19 protein-coding genes are annotated in these 19,892 nt (G+C 55.5%); 6 read left to right on the top strand and 13 right to left on the bottom strand.

Translation table 11 applies throughout. The features are described from left to right. Positions 1-54: 54 nt before the first annotated feature. From MJ923_RS16135 to MJ923_RS16145, 3 genes are all read right to left on the bottom strand, one after another. Entirely contained in the window at positions 55-984 is a 930-nt protein-coding gene (locus MJ923_RS16135; RefSeq protein WP_240591957.1) for a pseudouridine synthase, read from the bottom strand. A gap of 77 nt (positions 985-1,061) precedes the next feature. Next, positions 1,062-1,637, bottom strand: coding sequence for an LON peptidase substrate-binding domain-containing protein (locus MJ923_RS16140; protein ID WP_240591958.1), 576 nt, complete (start codon positions 1,635-1,637; stop codon positions 1,062-1,064). Positions 1,638-1,770: 133 nt separating this feature from the next. Continuing rightward, a complete protein-coding gene (locus MJ923_RS16145; RefSeq protein ID WP_240591959.1) occupies positions 1,771-2,826 on the bottom strand; it encodes a patatin-like phospholipase family protein in 1,056 nt (351 codons plus the stop codon). 199 nt (positions 2,827-3,025) lie between these two features. Here MJ923_RS16145 and MJ923_RS16150 point away from each other — a divergent pair, with 199 nt between their 5' ends. Both MJ923_RS16150 and MJ923_RS16155 read left to right on the top strand, forming a co-directional pair. Further along, positions 3,026-3,487 (top strand): NanQ anomerase/TabA/YiaL family protein, encoded by a 462-nt coding sequence (locus MJ923_RS16150; protein ID WP_240591960.1) that lies wholly within the window; start codon positions 3,026-3,028, stop codon positions 3,485-3,487. Between the two features lie 139 nt (positions 3,488-3,626). Continuing rightward, positions 3,627-5,291: an alkaline phosphatase gene (locus MJ923_RS16155; RefSeq protein ID WP_240591961.1), complete on the top strand. Its 1,665-nt coding sequence runs from the start codon at positions 3,627-3,629 to the stop codon at positions 5,289-5,291. A 158-nt stretch (positions 5,292-5,449) separates the two neighbouring features. On the opposite strand, the gene MJ923_RS16160 is transcribed toward MJ923_RS16155, so the two are convergent. Next, positions 5,450-6,037, bottom strand: coding sequence for an MliC family protein (locus MJ923_RS16160; protein WP_240591962.1), 588 nt, complete (start codon positions 6,035-6,037; stop codon positions 5,450-5,452). 95 nt (positions 6,038-6,132) lie between these two features. Here MJ923_RS16160 and MJ923_RS16165 point away from each other — a divergent pair, with 95 nt between their 5' ends. Continuing rightward, positions 6,133-6,513, top strand: a complete 381-nt coding sequence (locus tag MJ923_RS16165) for a hypothetical protein (RefSeq protein ID WP_240591963.1) — start codon at positions 6,133-6,135, stop codon at positions 6,511-6,513. Here MJ923_RS16165 and MJ923_RS16170 read toward each other — a convergent pair. From MJ923_RS16170 to MJ923_RS16200, 7 genes are all read right to left on the bottom strand, one after another. Then, the gene (locus MJ923_RS16170) at positions 6,491-7,135 is read right to left on the bottom strand and encodes an HAD family hydrolase (RefSeq protein ID WP_240591964.1); all 645 of its coding nucleotides are present in this window, start codon (positions 7,133-7,135) and stop codon (positions 6,491-6,493) included. The two genes, MJ923_RS16165 and MJ923_RS16170, sit on opposite strands and share 23 nt — an antisense overlap. Beyond that, a complete protein-coding gene (locus tag MJ923_RS16175) occupies positions 7,132-8,157 on the bottom strand; it encodes a DMT family transporter (protein WP_240592062.1) in 1,026 nt (341 codons plus the stop codon). The genes MJ923_RS16170 and MJ923_RS16175 overlap by 4 nt, the downstream gene beginning before the upstream one ends. A 55-nt stretch (positions 8,158-8,212) precedes the next feature. Then, positions 8,213-9,667, bottom strand: coding sequence for an MBL fold metallo-hydrolase RNA specificity domain-containing protein (locus MJ923_RS16180; protein WP_240591965.1), 1,455 nt, complete (start codon positions 9,665-9,667; stop codon positions 8,213-8,215). Between the two features lie 128 nt (positions 9,668-9,795). Further along, positions 9,796-12,021 carry a two-component system response regulator gene (locus MJ923_RS16185; RefSeq protein WP_240591966.1) on the bottom strand — a complete coding sequence of 742 codons (2,226 nt, stop codon included), beginning with the start codon at positions 12,019-12,021 and terminating at the stop codon, positions 9,796-9,798. 141 nt (positions 12,022-12,162) lie between these two features. Next, positions 12,163-13,368 carry an organoarsenical effux MFS transporter ArsJ gene (gene arsJ / locus MJ923_RS16190; protein ID WP_240591967.1) on the bottom strand — a complete coding sequence of 402 codons (1,206 nt, stop codon included), beginning with the start codon at positions 13,366-13,368 and terminating at the stop codon, positions 12,163-12,165. A gap of 5 nt (positions 13,369-13,373) precedes the next feature. Further along, positions 13,374-14,387, bottom strand: coding sequence for an ArsJ-associated glyceraldehyde-3-phosphate dehydrogenase (locus MJ923_RS16195; RefSeq protein WP_240591968.1), 1,014 nt, complete (start codon positions 14,385-14,387; stop codon positions 13,374-13,376). Positions 14,388-14,444: 57 nt separating this feature from the next. After that, the gene (locus MJ923_RS16200) at positions 14,445-14,780 is read right to left on the bottom strand and encodes an ArsR/SmtB family transcription factor (protein WP_240591969.1); all 336 of its coding nucleotides are present in this window, start codon (positions 14,778-14,780) and stop codon (positions 14,445-14,447) included. 343 nt (positions 14,781-15,123) lie between these two features. Here MJ923_RS16200 and MJ923_RS16205 point away from each other — a divergent pair, with 343 nt between their 5' ends. After that, positions 15,124-16,227 (top strand): phosphoribosylaminoimidazolesuccinocarboxamide synthase, encoded by a 1,104-nt coding sequence (locus tag MJ923_RS16205; protein WP_240591970.1) that lies wholly within the window; start codon positions 15,124-15,126, stop codon positions 16,225-16,227. Positions 16,228-16,393: 166 nt separating this feature from the next. Here the strand turns inward: MJ923_RS16205 and MJ923_RS16210 are convergent, their stop codons facing one another. Next, complete coding sequence (locus tag MJ923_RS16210; protein ID WP_240591971.1) at positions 16,394-16,732, bottom strand: winged helix-turn-helix transcriptional regulator; 339 nt, start codon at positions 16,730-16,732, stop codon at positions 16,394-16,396. Positions 16,733-16,822: 90 nt separating this feature from the next. Here MJ923_RS16210 and MJ923_RS16215 point away from each other — a divergent pair, with 90 nt between their 5' ends. Beyond that, the gene (locus MJ923_RS16215; RefSeq protein ID WP_240591972.1) at positions 16,823-17,116 is read left to right on the top strand and encodes a YciI family protein; all 294 of its coding nucleotides are present in this window, start codon (positions 16,823-16,825) and stop codon (positions 17,114-17,116) included. Between the two features lie 65 nt (positions 17,117-17,181). Here the strand turns inward: MJ923_RS16215 and MJ923_RS16220 are convergent, their stop codons facing one another. Beyond that, positions 17,182-18,093, bottom strand: a complete 912-nt coding sequence (locus MJ923_RS16220; RefSeq protein WP_240591973.1) for a zinc metalloprotease — start codon at positions 18,091-18,093, stop codon at positions 17,182-17,184. Positions 18,094-18,359: 266 nt separating this feature from the next. On the opposite strand from MJ923_RS16220, the gene MJ923_RS16225 reads away from it, so the two are divergent. Continuing rightward, positions 18,360-19,871 carry a mechanosensitive ion channel family protein gene (locus tag MJ923_RS16225; RefSeq protein ID WP_240591974.1) on the top strand — a complete coding sequence of 504 codons (1,512 nt, stop codon included), beginning with the start codon at positions 18,360-18,362 and terminating at the stop codon, positions 19,869-19,871. Positions 19,872-19,892 lie beyond the last annotated feature (21 nt).

The following is a 19,892-nucleotide window of genomic DNA, read 5'->3' on the forward strand; positions in this document are numbered from 1 at the left end:
AACCCGCAACAGCAGTAACATTGTGTAACCGAGCGAAAACAGACGAATATGCTGTCAGGCAAATTCACCGGAAAAACCGTTGCAACCTATATCGATAGCTTCGCCGCTGAGCGGATCGGTAAAGCGCAGCCGCTTGGCCACCAGCTTGAGTGGGCGGTCGAAATTGTCTGCCGATTTGGGCATCAGCTGAGGATAGAAGCGATCGTTTTCCAGCGGCATTCCCAGGCTGTGCATATGTACCCGCAGTTGATGGGTTTTGCCGGTGATGGGGCTAAGTTCGAACAAACCGCGATCGCCCTGATGTTTGAGCAGTGAAATCTCAGAATGGCTGTTAGCCTCACCCGCCACCACCCGCATCAAAAACGACGGCTCAGCCTCGGCCATACGGTTTTTCACTGTCCAGTGTTTGGGTAATTCCAGCCCTTCATCCAGGCTCGCCATCAGCTCGGGGGTCAATCTGGCAACGGCCTCATAGTCTTTGCGAATACGGCCGCTTAAAAACAGATCGTGATAGCAGTGGCGGGTATCGGGATTCAGGCTCATCAGCATCACCCCAGCGGTCTCGCGGTCGAGCCTGTGGGCAGGGGAGACTGTATCTATGCCAGTGGCAATCCGCAGCCGGTGCACCAGACATTCGTTGACATAATTGCCAGAGGGCGTGACCGGCAGAAAATGCGGCTTGAACACCAGCATCATGTGGTCGTTGCGATAAAGGATCTGTTCCTGAAACGGAATGCGGGTTTCAGCCACCACTTCGCGGTAGTAATACACCCGCGCCGTGGCACGGTAAGGGGTTTGCAAATCAATCAGACTGCCATCCTGCCAATGCACCTTGCCGTCCAGAATACGGGCACGCCAAACATCTGCGCCGATACGGGCAAAATGGCTGCACAGAAACTCGAATACAGTTGAAGCTGTGTGGCCCCTTGGCAGCACCACATAGGAAGGCTGAGCGGCACGGGCGCCACTGGCATTGTCAGTCACGTGAAAAACCCTTTGGGAACGGGGCGCTCAGTGTAATGGCAAAGACAGGGCGGGGCAAACGCCCCGCCCTGACCGGCTTAACCCGCGTGGGATTTGATGAGTTTGAGCACAAAATCCATCGCCTTGTGACAGTCAGGCTGATTGGCAAGTTTGAACTTGTCCTGACTGTACATGGGCAGCACCTCCAGCCAACGTTGGCTGACCCAGGCAGCATCTTCCAGGTGTACATCGCTGTACAGACCAAAGAGGTCTGGATTCACCTGATAAAATTGCTCCAGAGCGGCGCTGATGATTTCGAACTCGCCGTCGATAGGCTCTTTTTCCCAGTTATGACACGGCCGTCCCTGCACCTTCCACAACAGGTCTTTCTCCTGATGGGCCAAGAGGATTTCAAGCCGCTGACGCCCCTCAACAATGATGCTGAGGGAATCGTCCTCTAACTGGTTAAAGTCTATGATCTCGCATTGTGTCGCTTCAGGGTAGCAAGGTGGATGACCATTGGCCTTGTGCATTGCGAAGGCCAGCGGGTAATAACCCTTGTATACCTCGGCAACCATACGCAAATAGCGCGGCTCAACAATCCTCAACTCAAGCCGTCCATCTGGCAACAGTAGGGCGTCGTGGATCAGTAACGCCATTTCCTGTGATTGCATGGTAACCTCCTGCAACAATCTGCGGAGTAGAACTCACGAACTGATCAAATTTTAGCAGGTTCGCAGCACACAAACCCCATGAACAAAAATTAATCAGTCTCAAGCATTAGACCAGCAAACAGAATACTTTGTTTCATTCTGAGAAAGGTTCGAGTATTAACTCTCCACCGTGCAGCGCCTCGTTAAACTCATCCGCCAGTCGCTCACTCATGGCAACCGCTGTGTGCCAAAACCGCTGACGGCTCTCGGTGTCCAAGGTCTTGAAATCGTCACGGTCGGGAATTTTCCCGTAGGGCAACGAGGCCACATACTCAGCCGATGGCACCAACAAGAGTGCATTGTGATAGTTGGCGGCGGCCTGTCGCCATGGCAGGGATTTATCAAACCAGCCCGGCTTTACCTGAGGGAAGAAGTGCGGATACAGGGTCAGCCCCCGATGCTGCTCAAGTTCAAAATCAAAGTGATAGTCGGTAATCCCACCATCATAAAAGTGTCCTTGCCCTGCCCCGGCAATGGCTTTTACCGGCGATAGCAGCAGTGGGATGGACCCGGTGGCCTGCAGCACATCTCTGAGGTTTTGTTCCGACAACAAACACTGCCTGGTGGGCAAATCCTCGAGTAAACGAAAGTGTGATTCATTGTCTTTTTGAGAAAACACCAAGCGCTCAAAATGCCAGCCGAGGCTGCGGCGACTGAGTGCGTTGGTGGCGGCCGTCAGTGACAATCCCAGCGCCAGGGGCAATTTTCCATTAACCCGGTTTAAGTGTTTGCCGCGGCAAACCACGAAATGTGAGCGAATAACCGGGTTTTGCAGCAACTCCCCGGCGCCAGTGTCACCTAAAATGGCCTGCACTATGCCACTGACCTGCCGACTCACTTCGTCACGGCTGGGTTTTACATCGTAACGCTGGCCGATATAAAAGGCTTCCAGGCGGGCGTAGGCTTGCAATCTGTCTTGCTGGGCGAGGCAGGCGAGCCGCCAGGCACCCGATGACGCGCCCAGGGTATACAGCGGCGTCTGGCGCTCTTTGAAAAACTCACTGAAAAGATACTTGTCCAGCCCGGCAACGCCAATCCACTTGGGGCCACCCGAAGCCGCCAGCAGGCGCGAAAAAAGCTCAGGCTTAAGCCCTTGTTCACGAATGGTTTTCATGGCGGTTTTTCCCGCCAGTAATCTCAGTGCCTTCAACGCCTGTCCTTGAATCTCATCCCCGGGAAGTGAAGCACCTTACACCATTTACGCCTGCCTCCAAAATTTGCGGCCCGGTTTTGAAAGTCGCTGCCTTTGCCTGGATGCAGGCGCTATAATTGCGCCACTTTTTACGCTGTAACTTCAACTGATATCCAGCTTCACCAACCCGGGCGCTATGCCCATGCCGGAGCTTTACATGATTGTAGATAAACTGGAAAACCGCCACAGATACACAAGCCTGCATCCGCGCATCACTGCAGCACTGGAGTTTCTCGCCGGCACAGATCTGACTGCGCTGCCAAAAGGGCGTCACACCATCGACGGCGATAACCTGTTCGCCATCGTTAACGACTACCTCACCCAGCCCGCCGGCACAGAACCCTTTGAAACCCACAGACGCTATGCCGACGTGCAATTTGTGGTCAGTGGTGAAGAAGCCTTTGGTTACCTGCCGCTGGAGCAGCAACAGCCGCTGGCTGCCTACAATGAAGCACATGATTTTATTGAATATGATTATGAGCAGAACCGAGAGGCCGCCAGCTTTATCCCGTTAAAAGCCAATATGTTCGCCATTTTCATGCCGGAAGACATGCATATGCCGGGTACCGGTGAGCAGCCAGTGGCGGTACGTAAAGTGGTATGCAAGGTACTCTTGTAATTTAACCGCATGATATTCCAGCGCAATAAATACGAGCCTTTACTCAAACTGCAATAAAATCGTCGTCATTTTGTCATCTTGTCTCGCCAGACTCTTGGGCGTTTTAACCTCACCCTCATGGATAAAGAGACAGCTGATAATGAAACATAAAAGCCTGCTGGCAGTCGCCATCGCCACCGCACTGATGAGTGGCTGCAACGATGATAAAACCGTTGAAGTAATTAAGGAAGTCGAGGTCATTAAGGAAGTGGCGCCCGAGGAAGTTACCTCGGTGAAAAACGTCATTCTGATGATTGGCGATGGCATGGGTGCTCAGCAGGTAGGTCTGCTGGAAGAATACGCCCGCCGCGCCCCCGCCTCTACCTACAACAGCAAGGGCAACCAAACCGCACTCAAGCGCCTGGGCGACGCCGGACAAATGGGTCTGTCACTCAACGGTCCTGACGGCAGCCTGGTAGTTGACTCCGCCTGTTCTGCCAGCCAGCTCGCTACCGGCAAGCCTGCAGGTTCAGAAATGATTGGCCTGGATGCTCAGGGCTATGTAGTTGAAACCATTCTTGAAATGGCCAAAGCCAAGGGCAAGGCCACAGGCCTGGTATCCGATACCCGCCTGACCCACGCCACCCCGGCAGCCTTCGCGGCTCACCAACCACACCGCAGCTACGAGTCAGCCATCGCTGCTGAAATGGTCGACAAGGCCATGGTCGACGTGATGCTCTCAGGCGGGGCCCGCGAGTTTATCCCTCAGGATGCCAGCAGCAACGACGCCGTGAAGGCAGAACTTGCCGCCCTGGGCGCTGCTGCTTCGGTAGTGAAAAAGTCCAAGCGTAAGGACGACCGCAACCTGCTTAAAGAAGCCAAGGAAAGCAAAGGTTATCAGCTGGCGTTTGACCGTGAGCAACTGGCCGCCGCCGATGGTGACAAGCTGCTGGGTCTGTTTGCCAACTCAGGCATGATGGATGCCATCGCCTACAAGGCCTGCCAGCAAGCTGGTGATTGCAAAGAGCCATCTTTACGCGACATGACATTGAAAGCGTTGGATATTCTCTCCAAAGATCCCGATGGTTTCTTCCTGATGATCGAAGGCGGCCAGATTGACTGGGCCGGCCACGTGAACGACGCCGGTTGGATGCTCAACGAACTGCTGCGCTTCGATGAAGCCGTGGACGCCGTGTACGAGTGGGCCAAAGAGCGTGACGATACCCTGGTGCTGGTGACCGCAGACCACGAAACCGGCAGCTTCGGCCTGAGCTACAGCCGCAAAGATCTGCCACAAGCCCAGAGCCTGCCAGGCGACGGCATGCAGGGCGCTGACTACCAGCCCAACTTCAACTTCGGCAGCCTCGATAAACTCGACAAGCTGTACGCTCAGAGCGGCACCTTCTACAACATGATGGACAGCGTGAGCGCCGACTGGGCCTTCGACGGTACCACTGGCGATCAGTGGGCTGCAGCCATTAACCAGTACAGCCAGTTCAAGGTGACCCCAGAGCAGGCCGCCCCGGTTGCCCTGCGCGAACCCAACGAGTACTGGGTCGATGGCCACAGCTACCTGTCTGCCACCGTGTTCCCTAAAGTGAACGACTTCAAAGAGTTCTACGTTTACGCCGACGAAGTGCATGCCAACCTGATTGGCCGTGCGCTGGCGGCCGACCAAAACGTGGTTTGGGGTACAGGTACGCACACTGCCGCGCCGGTTCCCGTGTATGCCTTTGGCCCATACGGTGTGACCAAGCAATTCTCGACCATGCAGCATCACACTGAAATCGGTCAGAAAATGATTAAAGCCCTGATTGGCGAGTAAGCCGTCGGATGCAAAAAAGCCGCCTCGGGGCGGCTTTTTTATTGCTGCAGGCTTAGGGAATTCTTGCGAAGGACTAGGGCCATTCGCTGCGAACCGTGCCTTGCATCTATCCACTGTAAGCTCACGCAGAGCAAGCACGGGACTTATTCGCACCTTCCTTAGTTTTTCAGCTTGCAACTGAATGGCTCGCTGCCATAGCCCCAGGTCACAGAGGCCTCCCCCTGATGTTCCCAGAAGCTTTCGTTGCGGCCCTGATATTTGGCGCCGCTGGCACTGCGCTCACTGTACATCAGTGACACGCTGTCGCCCCGCTCGGCAATCAGGGTACGCGGCTCGGTATCAAAAAAGCTCACCACCAGCTCCCCGTTTGCGCCGCAATCCCAAAAGAAGGGGCCACGTTCGGCCAGCAAGCGATAGCGTGCCTGCAACTCGGCGATGCGCAGCAGATAATTGTCCTTCACGCAGCTTTTCAGGTCGCTGCTTTTCCAGCATTCATTACGCCCCTTTATCCAGCCACGCTGCTCGGCTTTCAGCATGGGAGGCTGCTCGTTGTGCGCCTTCTCACGGGCGCCGCTGTATACTTCGGCAAGCTGTCGGTCCAATGCCGCAAGCTCAGCATCCTCGCAAATAAGGCGCTCTGCCGCGGCCGGGTTTTGCCCCAGCTTATTGCAGTCGAATGATGGTCCCTCGGCGGCCAAAAGGGGCTGGCTTGCCAATGCCAGTGCGAATATCCATTTGAACTTCATCGTTTTCTCCTTTCAAGCGCCTGAGCACTGAGTTTGCCCAGAAGCGCTGAGCTGCTATGCTGCGGTAATTCCATTGTTCGAGGCTAAGCTCCAGTATGTCGCGCCCCACCACGGCTTCCCATCCCACAACTCGGTCCAGTGAATTCAAAGCCTTGCTGCTGAATCTGTTTGTGTGCCCCGGCAGTGGCCATCTGTATCTGAATAAAAAGCGCCTCGGGTGGACTATTTTGATAGTCACGGCCATCAGTTTGTCATTGATGCTGGCCGATATTTTGTCGGTCTCAAGACAAATGGCCGATGAGCTGCTGGCGGGCAGTCTGCCAATGGATATTACCGGGCTGATGGCCGAAATTCACACCCGCACCCTGAGCATGGAGAGCGCCCAACAGGGGCTATATCTGCTGGCTGCGGCCTGGCTGTTTGGCATTGCCGACAGCTTGAGACTCTTGTGGATTAGCCGCGCCGGCTCGCGCTGAACGCTTCAATCAAGCCAAAATAGCAGGGAACCAGCACATCTGCCATAGAGGCAAAAGGTGGCAGCTCTTGCGGGCAATACAAGGCCGACGGACTGCCGGCCCGACCTGCTGTTTGCAAATCAAACAGATAATCCCCCACATACAGTACCCGAGCCGGTGGGAGCTGCCAGGCCGCCGCAATTTGCAATAGCCCTGTGGGATCTGGCTTGGCTGGGGCATCTTCACGGGTCAGCAGCACATCGACTTCAAGCCCAAGTCGGCTCAGGGTATGGCTGGCGGCTTCGCGCATATTGCGGGTCAGCACGGCTGTGGGCAGGCCTTCAGCATGGAGCCAGTTCAGCAGCTCCGGCGCACCATCAATCCAACTGGCATTGGCAGCCGCTTCCAGCTCGAAATGATGCACAATATCCAGCGCCCGCGCCTGCTCAGACGCTGGCAGGCTTTGCACATGGGCCAGAATATCGGCGCCGGAAGTAAGCCCGAGCGCCGCGCGCATCGCAGGAAAATCCGGATTGGAATGGGCCAGGGTGCCATCCAGATCGAACACCACGGCATTGATGCTACTCAGCTGCAAGGGCCGCTGAAACTGCGGTGAAGCCGCGCGGGTATTGCCAGGGGTCATTGGCGCGGCTCTCCTGTCACAGCCTCTGCCTCTGCCCCTGTAACAGCCTCTGCTTGAGTGCGCGCCTGAGCACGGGCCGCTTTTGCCGCCAGGTACTTAGGCAGTAATTGCAGTGCAGCCACGGCGGCGACAATCAGCACTATGCCGCCCAAACTCAGCGCCGTAAGGCTATCTGTGACAAACACCCCAGGCCACCAGTTCAGCGCCACCACTATGGCGGTGAGGGTAAAGCTCACCACCGGCGTCAATGCCAGCATGGCGCTCACCTGGGCCGTGGGCCAATACTTCATGGACTGACCAAAGCAGCCATATGCTACCAGGGTATTGATGGCACAGAAAATGGCCACCAACCAAGCGCCCTGATCCATGGAAGCAAAGGCTCGGAAATCGCACAGCGGCGCCATCACCAAAATCCCGGCACCATAAATAAACAGCAGCACATTGGCGGGTGACAACTTGGGGATCAGCGCCTTTTGCAGCAGCGCATAACTGGTCCAGGCCAAAGCCGATGCCTGAACAATCAGCAGACCAAGCAGCAAGTCTCCGGCGCCGCCATCGAAACTGAGTCTGGGGGCAAAAAAGCAGTACATGCCCAGCGCCAGCAAGGCAAAACAGGCCAATTGCACCGCTTTCAAGCGTTCCGCAAAAAACAGCACCCCGCCAAAGGCAAGGAAAAAGGGCGCGGTTTGGAAACTGAGCTGCGCCACACCGGGCGCCAGATAATCGAGGGAATAGACGAAAGAAACGTAGTTGAACATCAATAGCAGCGAGGCTGCGATCAGCATCATCCAGTCGCGGCGATTCAGGGCTGCAAACTGACGCAAACGACCACCAAGCCACTGCACAGCAACACTCACCAGCAGGGCCACCAAAAAGCGGAACCAGGTCAGGGTGACCGGGTCGATAAAGGCTGCCGACAGTTTTAAAGCAATGGGCAACATGCCCCAGAACAGCACGGCAACAGCGACATAAATCAGGCCCGTGCGCAGCGATACGGCGTCCACTTCATTCCCCCAAGGCATCAAAGCAAACATGATGCAGTAAGGCATGCAGCAACGCCAGCGCTAATCGTTGCCGTTAATCTTCTGTCTGCCCCTGCCAACGCCAGCGCAGCGCCGGTAGCGCCGTCAGGTCAAGGCTGTCGGCAAAGCCAGCAGCGGCCAGTGCCTGGGGGGGCTCGGCGGTGTTTTCCAGGGTGGCCATAAGGATTTCCTGAGCTTCTTTTTCGCCATGCACCAACACCAGTGGCGGTCTGTGCTCAAAGTGCTGATACCAGCGAATAAGCTCTGCCTGATCCGCATGGGCCGACAGGCCGCCCACTGTGTGGATCCGTGCCCTGACATCGATTGACTGGCCATTGATGGTAAGACTGTCAACACCATCCACCAGCGCCCTGCCCGGCGTACCTTCGGCCTGATAACCACAGATGATGATGTCGCACTCGGGTCTGAACAGGTTGTGCTCCAGATGACAGCGAATGCGGCCACCATTGCACATGCCGCTGCCGGCAATGATGATAAGCCCCTGATGTATCTCATTGAGTGCCATCGAGTCTTCGGTGTTTTGGATGAACTCCACATCGGAAAGAAGCGGATGTTTGCCGGGGTGTTGGCGCACAAAGCGTTTAAAGTCTTCATCCATAAGCGGGTAATGGCGGATGTAAACCTTGGTGGCCTCAATCGCCATAGGGCTGTCCAGACAGATGGTCCAGCGGGACAAATCCCAGTCTTTGGCATACAGATGGAACAGGTATAACAGCTCCTGCGCCCGTCCCACCGAAAAGGCAGGGATCAAAATATTGCCACTGCTGCCGCTGATGGCGCGGGCGAAAATGACTTTAAGCTCGGCAAGAGTGGCTTCCCAGCTGCGGTGCTGACGGTTGCCATAGGTCGACTCCATCAGCACCAAATCGGCACTATCGACCATCACCGGGTCCTGCAAAATCGGCATACCGGCGCGGCCAAGGTCGCCGGAGAACACCAGCTTTTTACGGTGCGTACCATCATCCAGCTCAAACTCCAGCAGCGCAGAGCCAAGAATGTGGCCCGCATCCCTCAGAGTCACGGTAACGCCGGGAATGGGGTCGAGTCGCAGCCCATAGTCGATGGGGATAAACCGGCTGATAGCCTGGTCGACATCCGCTTCATCGAATAGCACATCAAGCGGCTCAAGGCCCTTTTTAAGACGCTTTTTGTTTTGTCGCTCGGTATCTTTGGCCTGCAACATGGCGGCATCCTTAAGCAGAATGGCGCACAGTTCGTGGGTAGCGCTGTGGGTGAAAATCGGGCCGCTGAAGCCCTGTTTGACCAAGAGTGGCAACCTGCCTGAGTGGTCGATATGCGCGTGGGAGAGGACAACCGCATCTATGCTGGCGGGGTCAAAGGGAAAGGGTTCACGATTTCGGGCTTCCTGCTCTTTACGGCCCTGGATCAGGCCACAGTCAATCAGCAGCCGTTTACCATTAAGTTCAAGCAAATGGCACGAGCCGGTTACTTCTTCAGTGGCGCCGTAAAACGTCAGTGTCATCCCCATGATTCAGCCTCCTGCAACCTCGTTGGAATACCAAAGCAGAGTGCCGGAAAAACCTTTTAAACTCAAAAAGGTTTACCCAAATCTGTGTGATTCATACGCTTTTGTCAGTCCCTTGCAGTACGGCCAGCTCAGGTATTACTGCCATCGAGCAGCGCCAGCGCTTCTTTTACCGGCAATGGGCGGTAGAAGAAAAAGCCCTGCACGTAATCCACCTGCATCGACTTCAGCAGTGCCAACTGGGCTTCTGTTTCAACCCCTTCGATAATCAGCTGTTTATTCAGGTCACGCCCTATCCGCAGTATGCCCTGCAACACGGCAATAGCCTCGTCGCTGTCGGTGAGGTGGGAAATAAAAGCCCGGTCGATTTTAATCACCTGAATCGGCAACCGCAGCAGATAGCCAAGGGATGAAAAGCCGGCGCCAAAGTCATCCAGACAAATCACAAAACCGCTTTCATGCAGTCGATGCAGCTCGCCAATGGCGCGATCTGAATGCACCAGAGCGTTTTCGGTGACCTCCAGCTCCACCCGATTGAAGGCCACACCCGCCTTAATAAATTCTGCTTTGAGATCATCAACAAAGGTTTCGTGGTGCAGTGAGTTGGCGGAAATATTGATGGAAATCGGCACCCTCAATTCGGGATGCGCATTGATAAGTTCACAGGCGGCGCGGGCGACATAGAGGTCGACCATGTAGTAAAGCCCGGATTTATCCACTGCAGGAATAAAGGCCCCAGGGGGGATATTGCCTTTTTCAGGGTGCTGCCAGCGGATAAGCGCCTCATAGCCCATCACATTACCATGGTTGATATCCACCTTGGGCTGCAACACCAGATACAGCTCGCGATTATCCAACGCGATACGCAAGTCGCTGAGCACAGTCATGCTGTCGCGGGACGCCTGTTCATACCGTTTGTCAAAGGTTTCACCCGATCCGCGCCTGTGCTCTTTGGCGACCTTGAGCGCCGACTCGGCATGGCGCAGCATCCGCTCTATGTCGATGTCGTCACCCTGCTCCAGCACTGAGCTGCCCACGGTCAGCCCCAGCCGAATCGATTGCTCGTCTATCATCAGCGGCTTGGCGCAGCGCACCGCCAGCTCGTGGGCGGTCAGCCGCCCTTCGGGCAGCAGCACCGCAAACACGTCGGCATGCAGGCGCGCTATCATGGCACGGTTGGCAAATTCCTTACGCAGCACCCGCGCCATTTTACCGAGAATGTTATTGCCGAACTCATAGCCCAACGACTCGATAATCTGATGAAAATAGTCGATATCCAGCATATAGAGGCTGGCCGAACCGCGGCTGCCTCGCTTAAGGAACCCGGCACCATATTCCACCATACCGGCACGGTTGTAGAGGCCGGTGAGCTCATCAAAAAATGCCGCTTTATTGAGGTGGGAGAAGAACTTGGCGTTTTCCAGCCCCAGTGCCACATTGAGGCAAAAAACCTGCAGCAGCTCCTGATCTACCTGGGTCAGCCCGCTGGCATTTTCGGCCACTATCACCCCCTGCCAGCCCGATGGGGTCGACAGATACAGACAGCTGCAACTGGGTAAAAAGACGTGCTGATTGGCGCTTAGCGTTCGCTGTACCAGTTGGCGCTGCTCCAGCTCAGGGTCGAGCTCATCCAGGCTCTTGCCGTAAAAATCACGGAACTTGTCGCTGGCAGCCACCACCAGAAATTCCTGATTGCCCGACTCGATGGAAAAGGGGCCATTCAGCGGCCGCTGGGACACACAAAACAGGCTGTCGGCCTTGATGTTGAACAGAGCGTCTATTTGGTCCAGCACGCCACTGGCAAATTCATGAATAGAGCGCTCCTGAAACAAATTGGCGGCAGCGTTAATGACCGATCTGAGTCCCTGACGGCTACGCTCCAACGCATCCATCTGCCTGAAACAGCGCAGGCCAGTGGCCACCACAGTAAACAGCTTATTGCGGGTCAGTTCGCTCTTGGTTTTGTAGGAGTTGATTTCGTATTTGAGGATGACTTCCTCTTCGGGGGTGTAACCGGGCTGACCGGTTCTGAGCACTATCTGCAGCAAATGATTGCCAAGCTCATTGCGGATGCGGTCCACCAGCATGAGTCCGGCTTCGTCGGTTTCCATCACCACATCCAGCAGCACCAGCGCCATCTCGGGATGGTTCTTAACCAAATCAAAGCCTTCTTTGGCACTGAAAGCGGAGACAAACTCAAGCGGCCGGCCGAAAATCCGCACATGCTTCAGTGCCAGACGGGTCACATCATGGATGGCGGGCTCATCATCAATGATGCCGATAATCCAGGCAGGCTGGGGCGCCACTGCCGGTACTGTCTGTTCATCGCGCTTGCGATTGGCAAATAGCTTACCCAAGGTGAGTCTCCCGGGATAAAGGCAATCTGAATGGCGCTGTCATGCAAGCTCCTGTATTGAGGGCATGCATCAAGTGTAGCAGCAATATAACAAGGTAAAGTGGCACCCCAAGGGAAGGTGCCAATTTCATCCGGCTGAGGCTTATTTTTGCCTTGGTAACCCAAGACTGATGATGGCAGTCAACAGCAACATAGCGGCGCTGACCCACAAACAGGCTGCCAGTCCCCAACTTTGGAACAGGGCACCCGAGAGCAGGGTGCCAAACAGCCGGCCAGCGGCATTGGCCATATAATAAAAGCCCACATCCAGTGACACCCCATCCTCATCGGCGTAATGCACTATCAAAAAGCTGTGCAGCGATGAGTTAACGGCAAACAGAGCGCCAAACAGCAGTAGCCCGGCCAGCAACCAGTAAAGCCCCCAATCCAGCCCCAAAGCGATAATGGCGGGAGTAAACATCAGCAGGCTGACCCAAAGCACGGCCTCAAAACCGCCCGGAGTCCGACCGGCCCGGCGGGTAATGAGTGGCGCCGAGGTTTGCACCAAGCCATAACCAATAATCCAGGCCGCGAGGAAACTGCCCACCTGCCAGTGATCCCAGCCAAACTGCACCGCCAGATACACAGGCAAGGCCACTACAAACCACACATCCCGTGCGGCAAACAAAAATAGTCTCGCAGCAGACAAGATGTTGATATTGCGGCTTTTAGAGAAAATATCCTTAAACTTGGGTTTGTTTTTGGCCTTGCCGAGTTCCTGCTTGAGCCCGGCAAGACTATCGAGCCAAATCACTGCCAGCAGTAGCAGCAAAATCGCCACCGCGCCCGTAAAATCAAGCAGCGACAGGAGTGCGCCGCCAACAAAGAAACCCACGCCCTTGAGGGCGTTTTTAGAACCGGTGAGCAGGGCGATGTATTTAAACAGCTTTTCGTCCTGCCCCTCTTTGGGTACCAGAGTTTTGATGGCACTTTTCGCACTCATCTTATTGAGGTCTTTGGCAATACCAGACAATGCCTGGGCCGCCATCACCCAGGGCACAGTAAGCCAGGCCGCCGGTGCCAGCAGCATACCCAGCGCCAGAATTTGCAGCCCCATCCCCAAATTCATGGTGCGGTTAAGACCAATACGGGCACCTAGCCAGCCGCCAACAAGATTGGTCACCACCCCAAAAAACTCGTAGAACAGGAACAACATGGCGATCGCCAGCGGCGCATAGCCAAGCTGATGGAAGTAGAGCACCACCAGCATCCGCAGCGCGCCATCGGTAAGGGTAAAAGCCCAATAGTTGGCGGTCACCAACAGGTATTGGCGCTGCTCCGGCGTCAGCTGGCTGCGGCTGGCAAACATAAGATTTACGCCTTATCCATCCGGCCCACCATCAGCGCCAGTTCGGCCACCCGGTTGGCATAGCCCCATTCGTTGTCGTACCAGCAGTAAAGCTTCACCTGGGTGCCGTTGACCACCATGGTCGACAGGGCATCCACCACACTGGATCGCGGGTCGGTGCGATAGTCAATCGACACCAGCGGCCGCTCTTCAAAGCCAAGAATCCCCTTAAGCGCACCTTCAGCGGCGGCTTTCAGCAAGGCGTTGACTTCCACCTCGGTGGTGGGGCGTTCCACCTCAAACACGCAGTCGGTGAGCGAGGCATTGGCCAGCGGCACCCGCACCGCATGGCCGTTGAGACGACCTTTCAGCTCAGGGAAGATATGAGTGATGGCGGTAGCACTGCCGGTGGTGGTGGGAATCAAGCTCATGCCGCAGGCGCGGGCACGGCGTAAATCCTTGTGGGGCGCGTCCAGAATGGTCTGGGTGTTGGTGATATCGTGAATGGTGGTCATGGAGCCATGTTTGATGCCAAGGCTTTCGTGAATCACCTTGACCACGGGTGCCAGGCAGTTGGTGGTGCAGGAAGCGGCGGTCACAATCGGATGTTCATCGGGGCGGTAGAGTTGATGATTGATGCCCATCACCACATTGAGGATGCCCTCTTCTTTTACCGGCGCTGTTACCACCACGCGCTTTACGCCCTGGGCAAGATACGCCTCCAGCACCGCCTTGGTTTTCATCTTACCTGAGGCTTCAATCACCAGATCGCAGCCGGACCAGTCGGTTTCTTCAATGGTCTTGTTCATGCTGGTAGAAATACGAGCGTCACCAATCAGGATATTGCAACCATCGCTGGCAACCGGATGCGCCCAGCGGCCGTGCACTGAGTCGAACTCGAGCAGATGCGCCAGCGTTGTGGCATCACCTGCCGGGTCGTTGATGTGCACAAATTCGAATTCGTCATTGCCCCAGGCGCTGCGCAGTGTCAGCCTGCCCATGCGGCCAAAGCCGTTGATACCAACCTTAATCTTGCCCATCTTGTCCTCTCAAGCCTGCCTTGGCAGGTCCATTCTTGCGCCTGTCATCACAGGCAATCAGCAGCAGCGCCCCGGGCGACAGCCCATGGCAGATAATCGTTGTTTCTCATCACTCAGCCAGTCCGGGCCCTTATCGGCAAGGTATGCAAGCTGGCCTGCACACCAGTCGGGCAGCGTTTCGGCCTGGCGGTAATAGACCCACTGGCCCTGACGTCTGTCCTGCAACAGGCCTGCGTCTTTCAGTAGCCTCAGATGGCGGGAGATTTTGGGCTGACTCAGCCCCAGCGCCTCGGTCAGCTCACACACGCACAGCTCGGTTTCACCCACAATCAGCATCAATATTCTCAGCCTGGTGTCATCGGCCAGCGCCTTGAAGAAGCTCACTACGTCCATTGCGGTATCCCACTTTTTACATATGAAAAAAAGCATATACGAAAAAACATATATATCAAGTTCGGCTGCTGCCTTCGCAGTATCCAAGCGGCGGCTTTCAGGGTAAAATGGCGCCACTTTTTTCGGGCCGCCCAAAGCAGGTTGGCCGGGATAGTACAAAGCCAGTTGCTCGTTGCGTCAGAACGCCTCGATGAACGTGAAAAAACCAAGTCGGACACGACCGCGCTTTTCTCACCCGCCTGCTGTGCTGAATATAACTATCCAATTGAAATAAATTAAAAAGTGCCTGAGCACTCAAAACATCTTAACCCTACACACTACGAAGCTTTGAGGAATACTCGTCATGAGTCTTGCTGATTCCGTACTTGCCGTGAACAACGACTTGCCTATCCGTACCGACAAACCCGTGCACAGCGGCAAGGTACGCAGCGTTTACTGGCTGACCGAGGCCGACAGCGCCCGCCTTATCCGCGAACGCGGCTACGATGTCCCTGCCGACACCCCGCTGGCCATCATGGTGATCTCTGACCGTATCTCCGCCTTCGATTGCATCTTCCACGGCGAAGGCGATCTGCGTGGTATTCCCGGCAAGGGCGCGGCCCTCAATGCCATTTCCAACCACTGGTTTGGGCTGTTCAAAGAGAACGACCTGGCCGACAGCCATATTCTGGATATTCCGCATCCTTTTGTGTGGATTGTGCAAAAAGCCCGCCCCATCAAGGTTGAAGCCATCATTCGCCAGTACATCACCGGCTCCATGTGGCGCGCCTACCAAAAGGGTGAGCGGGTATTCTGTGGCATCACACTGCCGGAAGGTCTGCAAAAGGATCAAAAACTGCCTGAGCTGCTGATCACTCCATCCACCAAGGGCATTCTGACCGGCATCCCCGGCGTGCCAGAGCAGGACGATGTGAACATCAGCCGCGCCGATATCGAAGCCAATTTCGAAGCCTTTGGCTTTGAAACGAAAGAGGATATCGACCTCTATGAAAAGCTTTTGAAAGAAGGCTTTGGGGTCATTTCCGAAGCACTGGCGAAGCTCGATCAGGTGTTCGTGGATACCAAATTTGAGTTTGGCTATGTCACCGACAGCAAGGGCAACAGCAAGCTGATTTACATGGACGAAGTGGGTACTCCGGACTCCTCCCGCATTTGGGATGGCGCCGCCTACCGCGACGGCAAGATTGTCGAAAACTCCAAAGAAGGTTTCCGCCAGTTCCTGCTGAATCACTTCCCCGACCCGGACATCCTGCTCAATAAAGACCGGATGCCCGAGCGTGAAGCGCTTGCCCGCGACAACGCCCTGCCACTGGATGCCATGATGAACGTATCGCGCACCTACACCGGCATCGCTGAGAAGGTCACCGGCCGCAAGATTGAACTGAGCAATAACCCCAAGGCAGAAATCATCGCCATCCTCAAAGAGCAATACGCTCTGGTGGACTGATAGCTGGCAAATAGCGCCTTGGCGCACTTAGCCCGCAGCAAACAAAAACCCCGGCCGAAACCGGGGTTTTTATTTGCTGTTGCGGCAGAGCTAAACGCCACCACGCACTTATCCGCCAGTCTTTTACGCTAATCTTTTGCGCTAATCTTTTGCGTTAGTTTTTGTGTTAGCGGCTCTGCTGCGTAATTTGCGCGGCCCAGTCTGCCGACCAGGCTCGCAGCGGATCCAAGGTTGCCATCAGGCTGACACCAAGCTCGGTCAGCGCGTAGCCTTCCACCGTTGTTTGCAGTAAACGGGCCTCGCTCAGCTGTTTAATCCGGCTATTGAGCACCGACGGCGACATTGCATCACAGCGCTCCTGCAGGGCACGAAAACTCAGCGGCCCGGCGCCCAGCTCCCACATAATCCGCATATTCCACTTACGACCCAAAAGGTCAAACACCGCCATGATGGCGACACCGGACTGCGAGCCCCTCACGGGTTCAAATGGCAATGGGGTTTTCATTTCTCTTGCGCTTCCAATTTAGTAGCATTAGCATTTCGCTACGAATTACGTAGCAATCTAGTATAGCCCTCAACGAAAAGCGAGAAGATCATGTTTCTGATTGATATGCACTTTGCCGACAGCATCAAGATAACCCCCGAACTCACCCAGGCTCACAGGGACTATCTGACCAAAGAGTACGAAAACGGCAAGCTGCTGTTTGGCGGCCGTAAAAATCCCCGCACCGGTGGCATTATTATCTCCCGTCATGACAGTGAGGCTGAGCTTAGAGCTGTGCTTGAGGCCGACCCCTTTATCCAAAGTGGCGCAGTCAGCTTCAGTCTCACCGAGTTTGTGCCCGTGATGGCCTCAGCGCAATATGCTCAGCTGCTGCAGCAAAGCTGAGGGTTCAGTGGCTGCCAACCCAAATAAAAAAGGCACCCCTGGGTGCCTTTTTCACACTTCATACATCAGAGATTACGGTAGGTGAAGCTCAGCTCATCGGCACGGTTGGCCTGACCTTCCGAGAATTCATACATGCATGAATCGTCGGTGTAATCCATAAAGTTGGTGATGGGGTCCAGGCCGGGATAACGCTTGCCGGAGCAGGAGTCACGATTCACCGGGCAGCCATAGGCAGGACTGCGCTCGGCAGGGGTGTCGGCGACGTAGTCACCATTACCGCTGCAACCGCCCTGGAAGGTGTGGTACAGACCCAGCCAGTGGCCCACTTCGTGGGTGCCGGTATCACCTTCGTTATAAGGTGCGGCGCTGCCGCCTGGCAGACTGGAGTAGAGCACGACCACACCGTCATTAACAGGATCAGACGCATAGCTGCTCGGGAAGGTTGCCCAGCCCAGCAGGCCACCGCCCATGTTGTTGGTGTAGAAGTTCAGAGCAGCGGCATCACCCTGACGCAGCGCCGACTTCATGTCCTTCTCAGCAGTCGAACCATGGGTCGCAGTATACCAGCTGTTATTGGCTGTATAGTCGGTCGACACCAAACGGAAGGTGAAGGGCGTGCTGGCATAGGCGTTGTTGAGCACGTTGATCTGGGCGTTGATTTCGCCCGTCGACAGACTACCGTTACCACTGCTGTCGGTAATAACGTGCATATGCACATCCACCACCACCGAACCATTGGGACGAGGCTGGTAGCTGGTGCCACCGCCGGGCTTGCCTTTGGCCATTCTCAGGGTTTGGAAATGCTTTTCACGCAGCTCAGCTTCCTGAGCGGTTGGGTGCTTGGTGCCGCAGCGCAGGAAGGATGCGTTGCTGTTGGCATGTTCCAGCGCGTTGTCATTTTTGGCGCTGCCGGTCATGGAAACCGACGCCAGGCCGAGGGCCAGTACCAGGGTAGAGGTCTTTGCAATCAAGCTCACAATGGGCTCCTTGTCATTATATTGGTTTAATCAGTCCATGGTTAAACGGGCTAAATTGCCGCCCCTGCAACCATGGTGACGGAGACACCAAAATCGCAGCCGTTGTTGGCATAAGCTGCATGATGTAGAGCTTAAAGTAGCCAATTACACCTTGTTAATCAAATGTTGCAGCCAAGTATTTGAGCGGCTTGCGTGCTGAATCGAAGCAAGGCGCCACAACCGGAAGATGCCCTGTCTATACTCATCAAAGAATAGGGAGACATCTTATGCCTGAGCGCCTGCCCGTATTTTCCTGGATGCTGGAACACTTTGCCTGGATTGGCTTTACCCTGCTGCTGATGATTATCCACGCCCTGCGCAGCCCCAACTGCCGCAGAGAGCTGCTGTCTTCCTTTTGGCTGGCGGTGGGCGTGCTTGTGCTGGCGCTGATGGTGCAATACGAAGGGGGTTGGCTGAAGCTGCCGCTGCCGCCACGCTGGCTGTCTGAGCTGGTGAGTTTGCTGTGGGGGCTGGTGCTTATCCGCATTTGGGGCACCTTATTATTCAGGCTGTTACTGCCGGCGATGAAGTTCTCGGTGCCGCAAATTGTGGCCGATATAGTAGTGACCCTGGCCTACGTTGGCTGGGGTCTGTACCGGCTTTATGCCTCGGGCTTATCCCTGGGTGAAATTGTGACAACCTCGGCGGTGCTGACCGCCATCATCGCCTTTTCGATGCAGGATACCCTCGGCAACCTGCTCGCCGGGGTGTCGATTCAGCTCGACAGCTCCATTGGCATTGGCGACTGGCTGATGGTCGACACAGTGCAGGGGCGGGTAGTGCAAATCAACTGGCGCGCCACCACCATAGAAACCCGCAACTGGGAAACCGTGGTTATCCCCAACAGTCATTTGCTTAAACAACGCTTTACCGTGCTTGGCAGGCGTGAGGGCCAACCCCAGCAATGGCGGCGCTGGATTTGGTTTGAGCTGACACTCGACACCCTGCCCACCCAAATTATCTCGCTGGTGGAAAATGCCCTGCGTGAAACCCAACTGCCCAATGTGGCCCATAATCCCCGCCCGGATTGCCTGCTGATGAGCGTGGAAAAAGGCATTGCCCGCTACGCGGTGCGCTATTGGCTGACCGATCTGGCCCGCGACGACCCGACGGATTCTGTGGTGCGCACCCTTATCGATGCGGCGCTCAGGCGCAACGACAGACGCCCCACCCCGCCGGTATTCAACGTGTTTATGGACCAGGCTCAGCAACATCAGGACGCCCGCCACAAACGCCACACCGCCGAACGCATGTCGACCCTGAAAAAGCTGTCGCTGTTTGCCATGTTGCAGGAAGAGGAGCTGCTGCAACTGGCGGACAATTTGCGCTTTGCCCCCTTCGTTAATGGCGATGTAATCCTGCGCCAATCGGAGGTTACCAAGTGGCTGTTTATTATCATTAAAGGCGAGGCAGAACTGGTATTTGAAAAAAATGGCAAACAGCTGACTCTGGGGGTAATGAAAGCAGGGGATTTTTGCGGCGAGCTTAGCTTGCTCACCGGTGAGCCCAGCAGTTTCTCAGTAGTCGCCAAGGGCACAGTGGAGAGCTACCGCATCAATCAGGAAATGTTCCAGTCGCTGTTTATGGCCCGTGAAGCCATGTTGCAGCCGCTGTATCAGGCGCTCAATGCCCGTCAGCAGGAGCTGACCGAGCTGCTGGCCCGCGAGGCCAACCAGCCGCCTCCACCGGAAAACAAAGATCTGTTCAATAAGATGATGCGCTTCTTCGGCGGCAAATAATGCTCCTGTGCCAGGGCGTAG

It is taken from the genome of Shewanella zhuhaiensis, assembly GCF_022484835.1.
GTDB lineage: Bacteria > Pseudomonadota > Gammaproteobacteria > Enterobacterales > Shewanellaceae > Shewanella > Shewanella khirikhana.

Excerpts from the sequence above, each read along its gene's own strand:
- MJ923_RS16140 (WP_240591958.1), bottom strand. The coding sequence starts at position 1,637 with ATGCAATCACAGGAAATGGCGTTACTGATCCACGACGCCCTACTGTTG.
- MJ923_RS16150 (WP_240591960.1), top strand. The coding sequence starts at position 3,026 with ATGATTGTAGATAAACTGGAAAACCGCCACAGATACACAAGCCTGCAT.
- MJ923_RS16155 (WP_240591961.1), top strand. The coding sequence starts at position 3,627 with ATGAAACATAAAAGCCTGCTGGCAGTCGCCATCGCCACCGCACTGATG.
- MJ923_RS16160 (WP_240591962.1), bottom strand. The coding sequence starts at position 6,037 with ATGAAGTTCAAATGGATATTCGCACTGGCATTGGCAAGCCAGCCCCTT.
- MJ923_RS16165 (WP_240591963.1), top strand. The coding sequence starts at position 6,133 with ATGTCGCGCCCCACCACGGCTTCCCATCCCACAACTCGGTCCAGTGAA.
- MJ923_RS16170 (WP_240591964.1), bottom strand. The coding sequence starts at position 7,135 with ATGACCCCTGGCAATACCCGCGCGGCTTCACCGCAGTTTCAGCGGCCC.
- MJ923_RS16175 (WP_240592062.1), bottom strand. The coding sequence starts at position 8,157 with ATGCCTTGGGGGAATGAAGTGGACGCCGTATCGCTGCGCACGGGCCTG.
- MJ923_RS16180 (WP_240591965.1), bottom strand. The coding sequence starts at position 9,667 with ATGGGGATGACACTGACGTTTTACGGCGCCACTGAAGAAGTAACCGGC.
- arsJ (WP_240591967.1), bottom strand. The coding sequence starts at position 13,368 with ATGTTTGCCAGCCGCAGCCAGCTGACGCCGGAGCAGCGCCAATACCTG.
- MJ923_RS16195 (WP_240591968.1), bottom strand. The coding sequence starts at position 14,387 with ATGGGCAAGATTAAGGTTGGTATCAACGGCTTTGGCCGCATGGGCAGG.
- MJ923_RS16200 (WP_240591969.1), bottom strand. The coding sequence starts at position 14,780 with ATGGACGTAGTGAGCTTCTTCAAGGCGCTGGCCGATGACACCAGGCTG.
- MJ923_RS16205 (WP_240591970.1), top strand. The coding sequence starts at position 15,124 with ATGAGTCTTGCTGATTCCGTACTTGCCGTGAACAACGACTTGCCTATC.
- MJ923_RS16210 (WP_240591971.1), bottom strand. The coding sequence starts at position 16,732 with ATGAAAACCCCATTGCCATTTGAACCCGTGAGGGGCTCGCAGTCCGGT.
- MJ923_RS16215 (WP_240591972.1), top strand. The coding sequence starts at position 16,823 with ATGTTTCTGATTGATATGCACTTTGCCGACAGCATCAAGATAACCCCC.
- MJ923_RS16225 (WP_240591974.1), top strand. The coding sequence starts at position 18,360 with ATGCCTGAGCGCCTGCCCGTATTTTCCTGGATGCTGGAACACTTTGCC.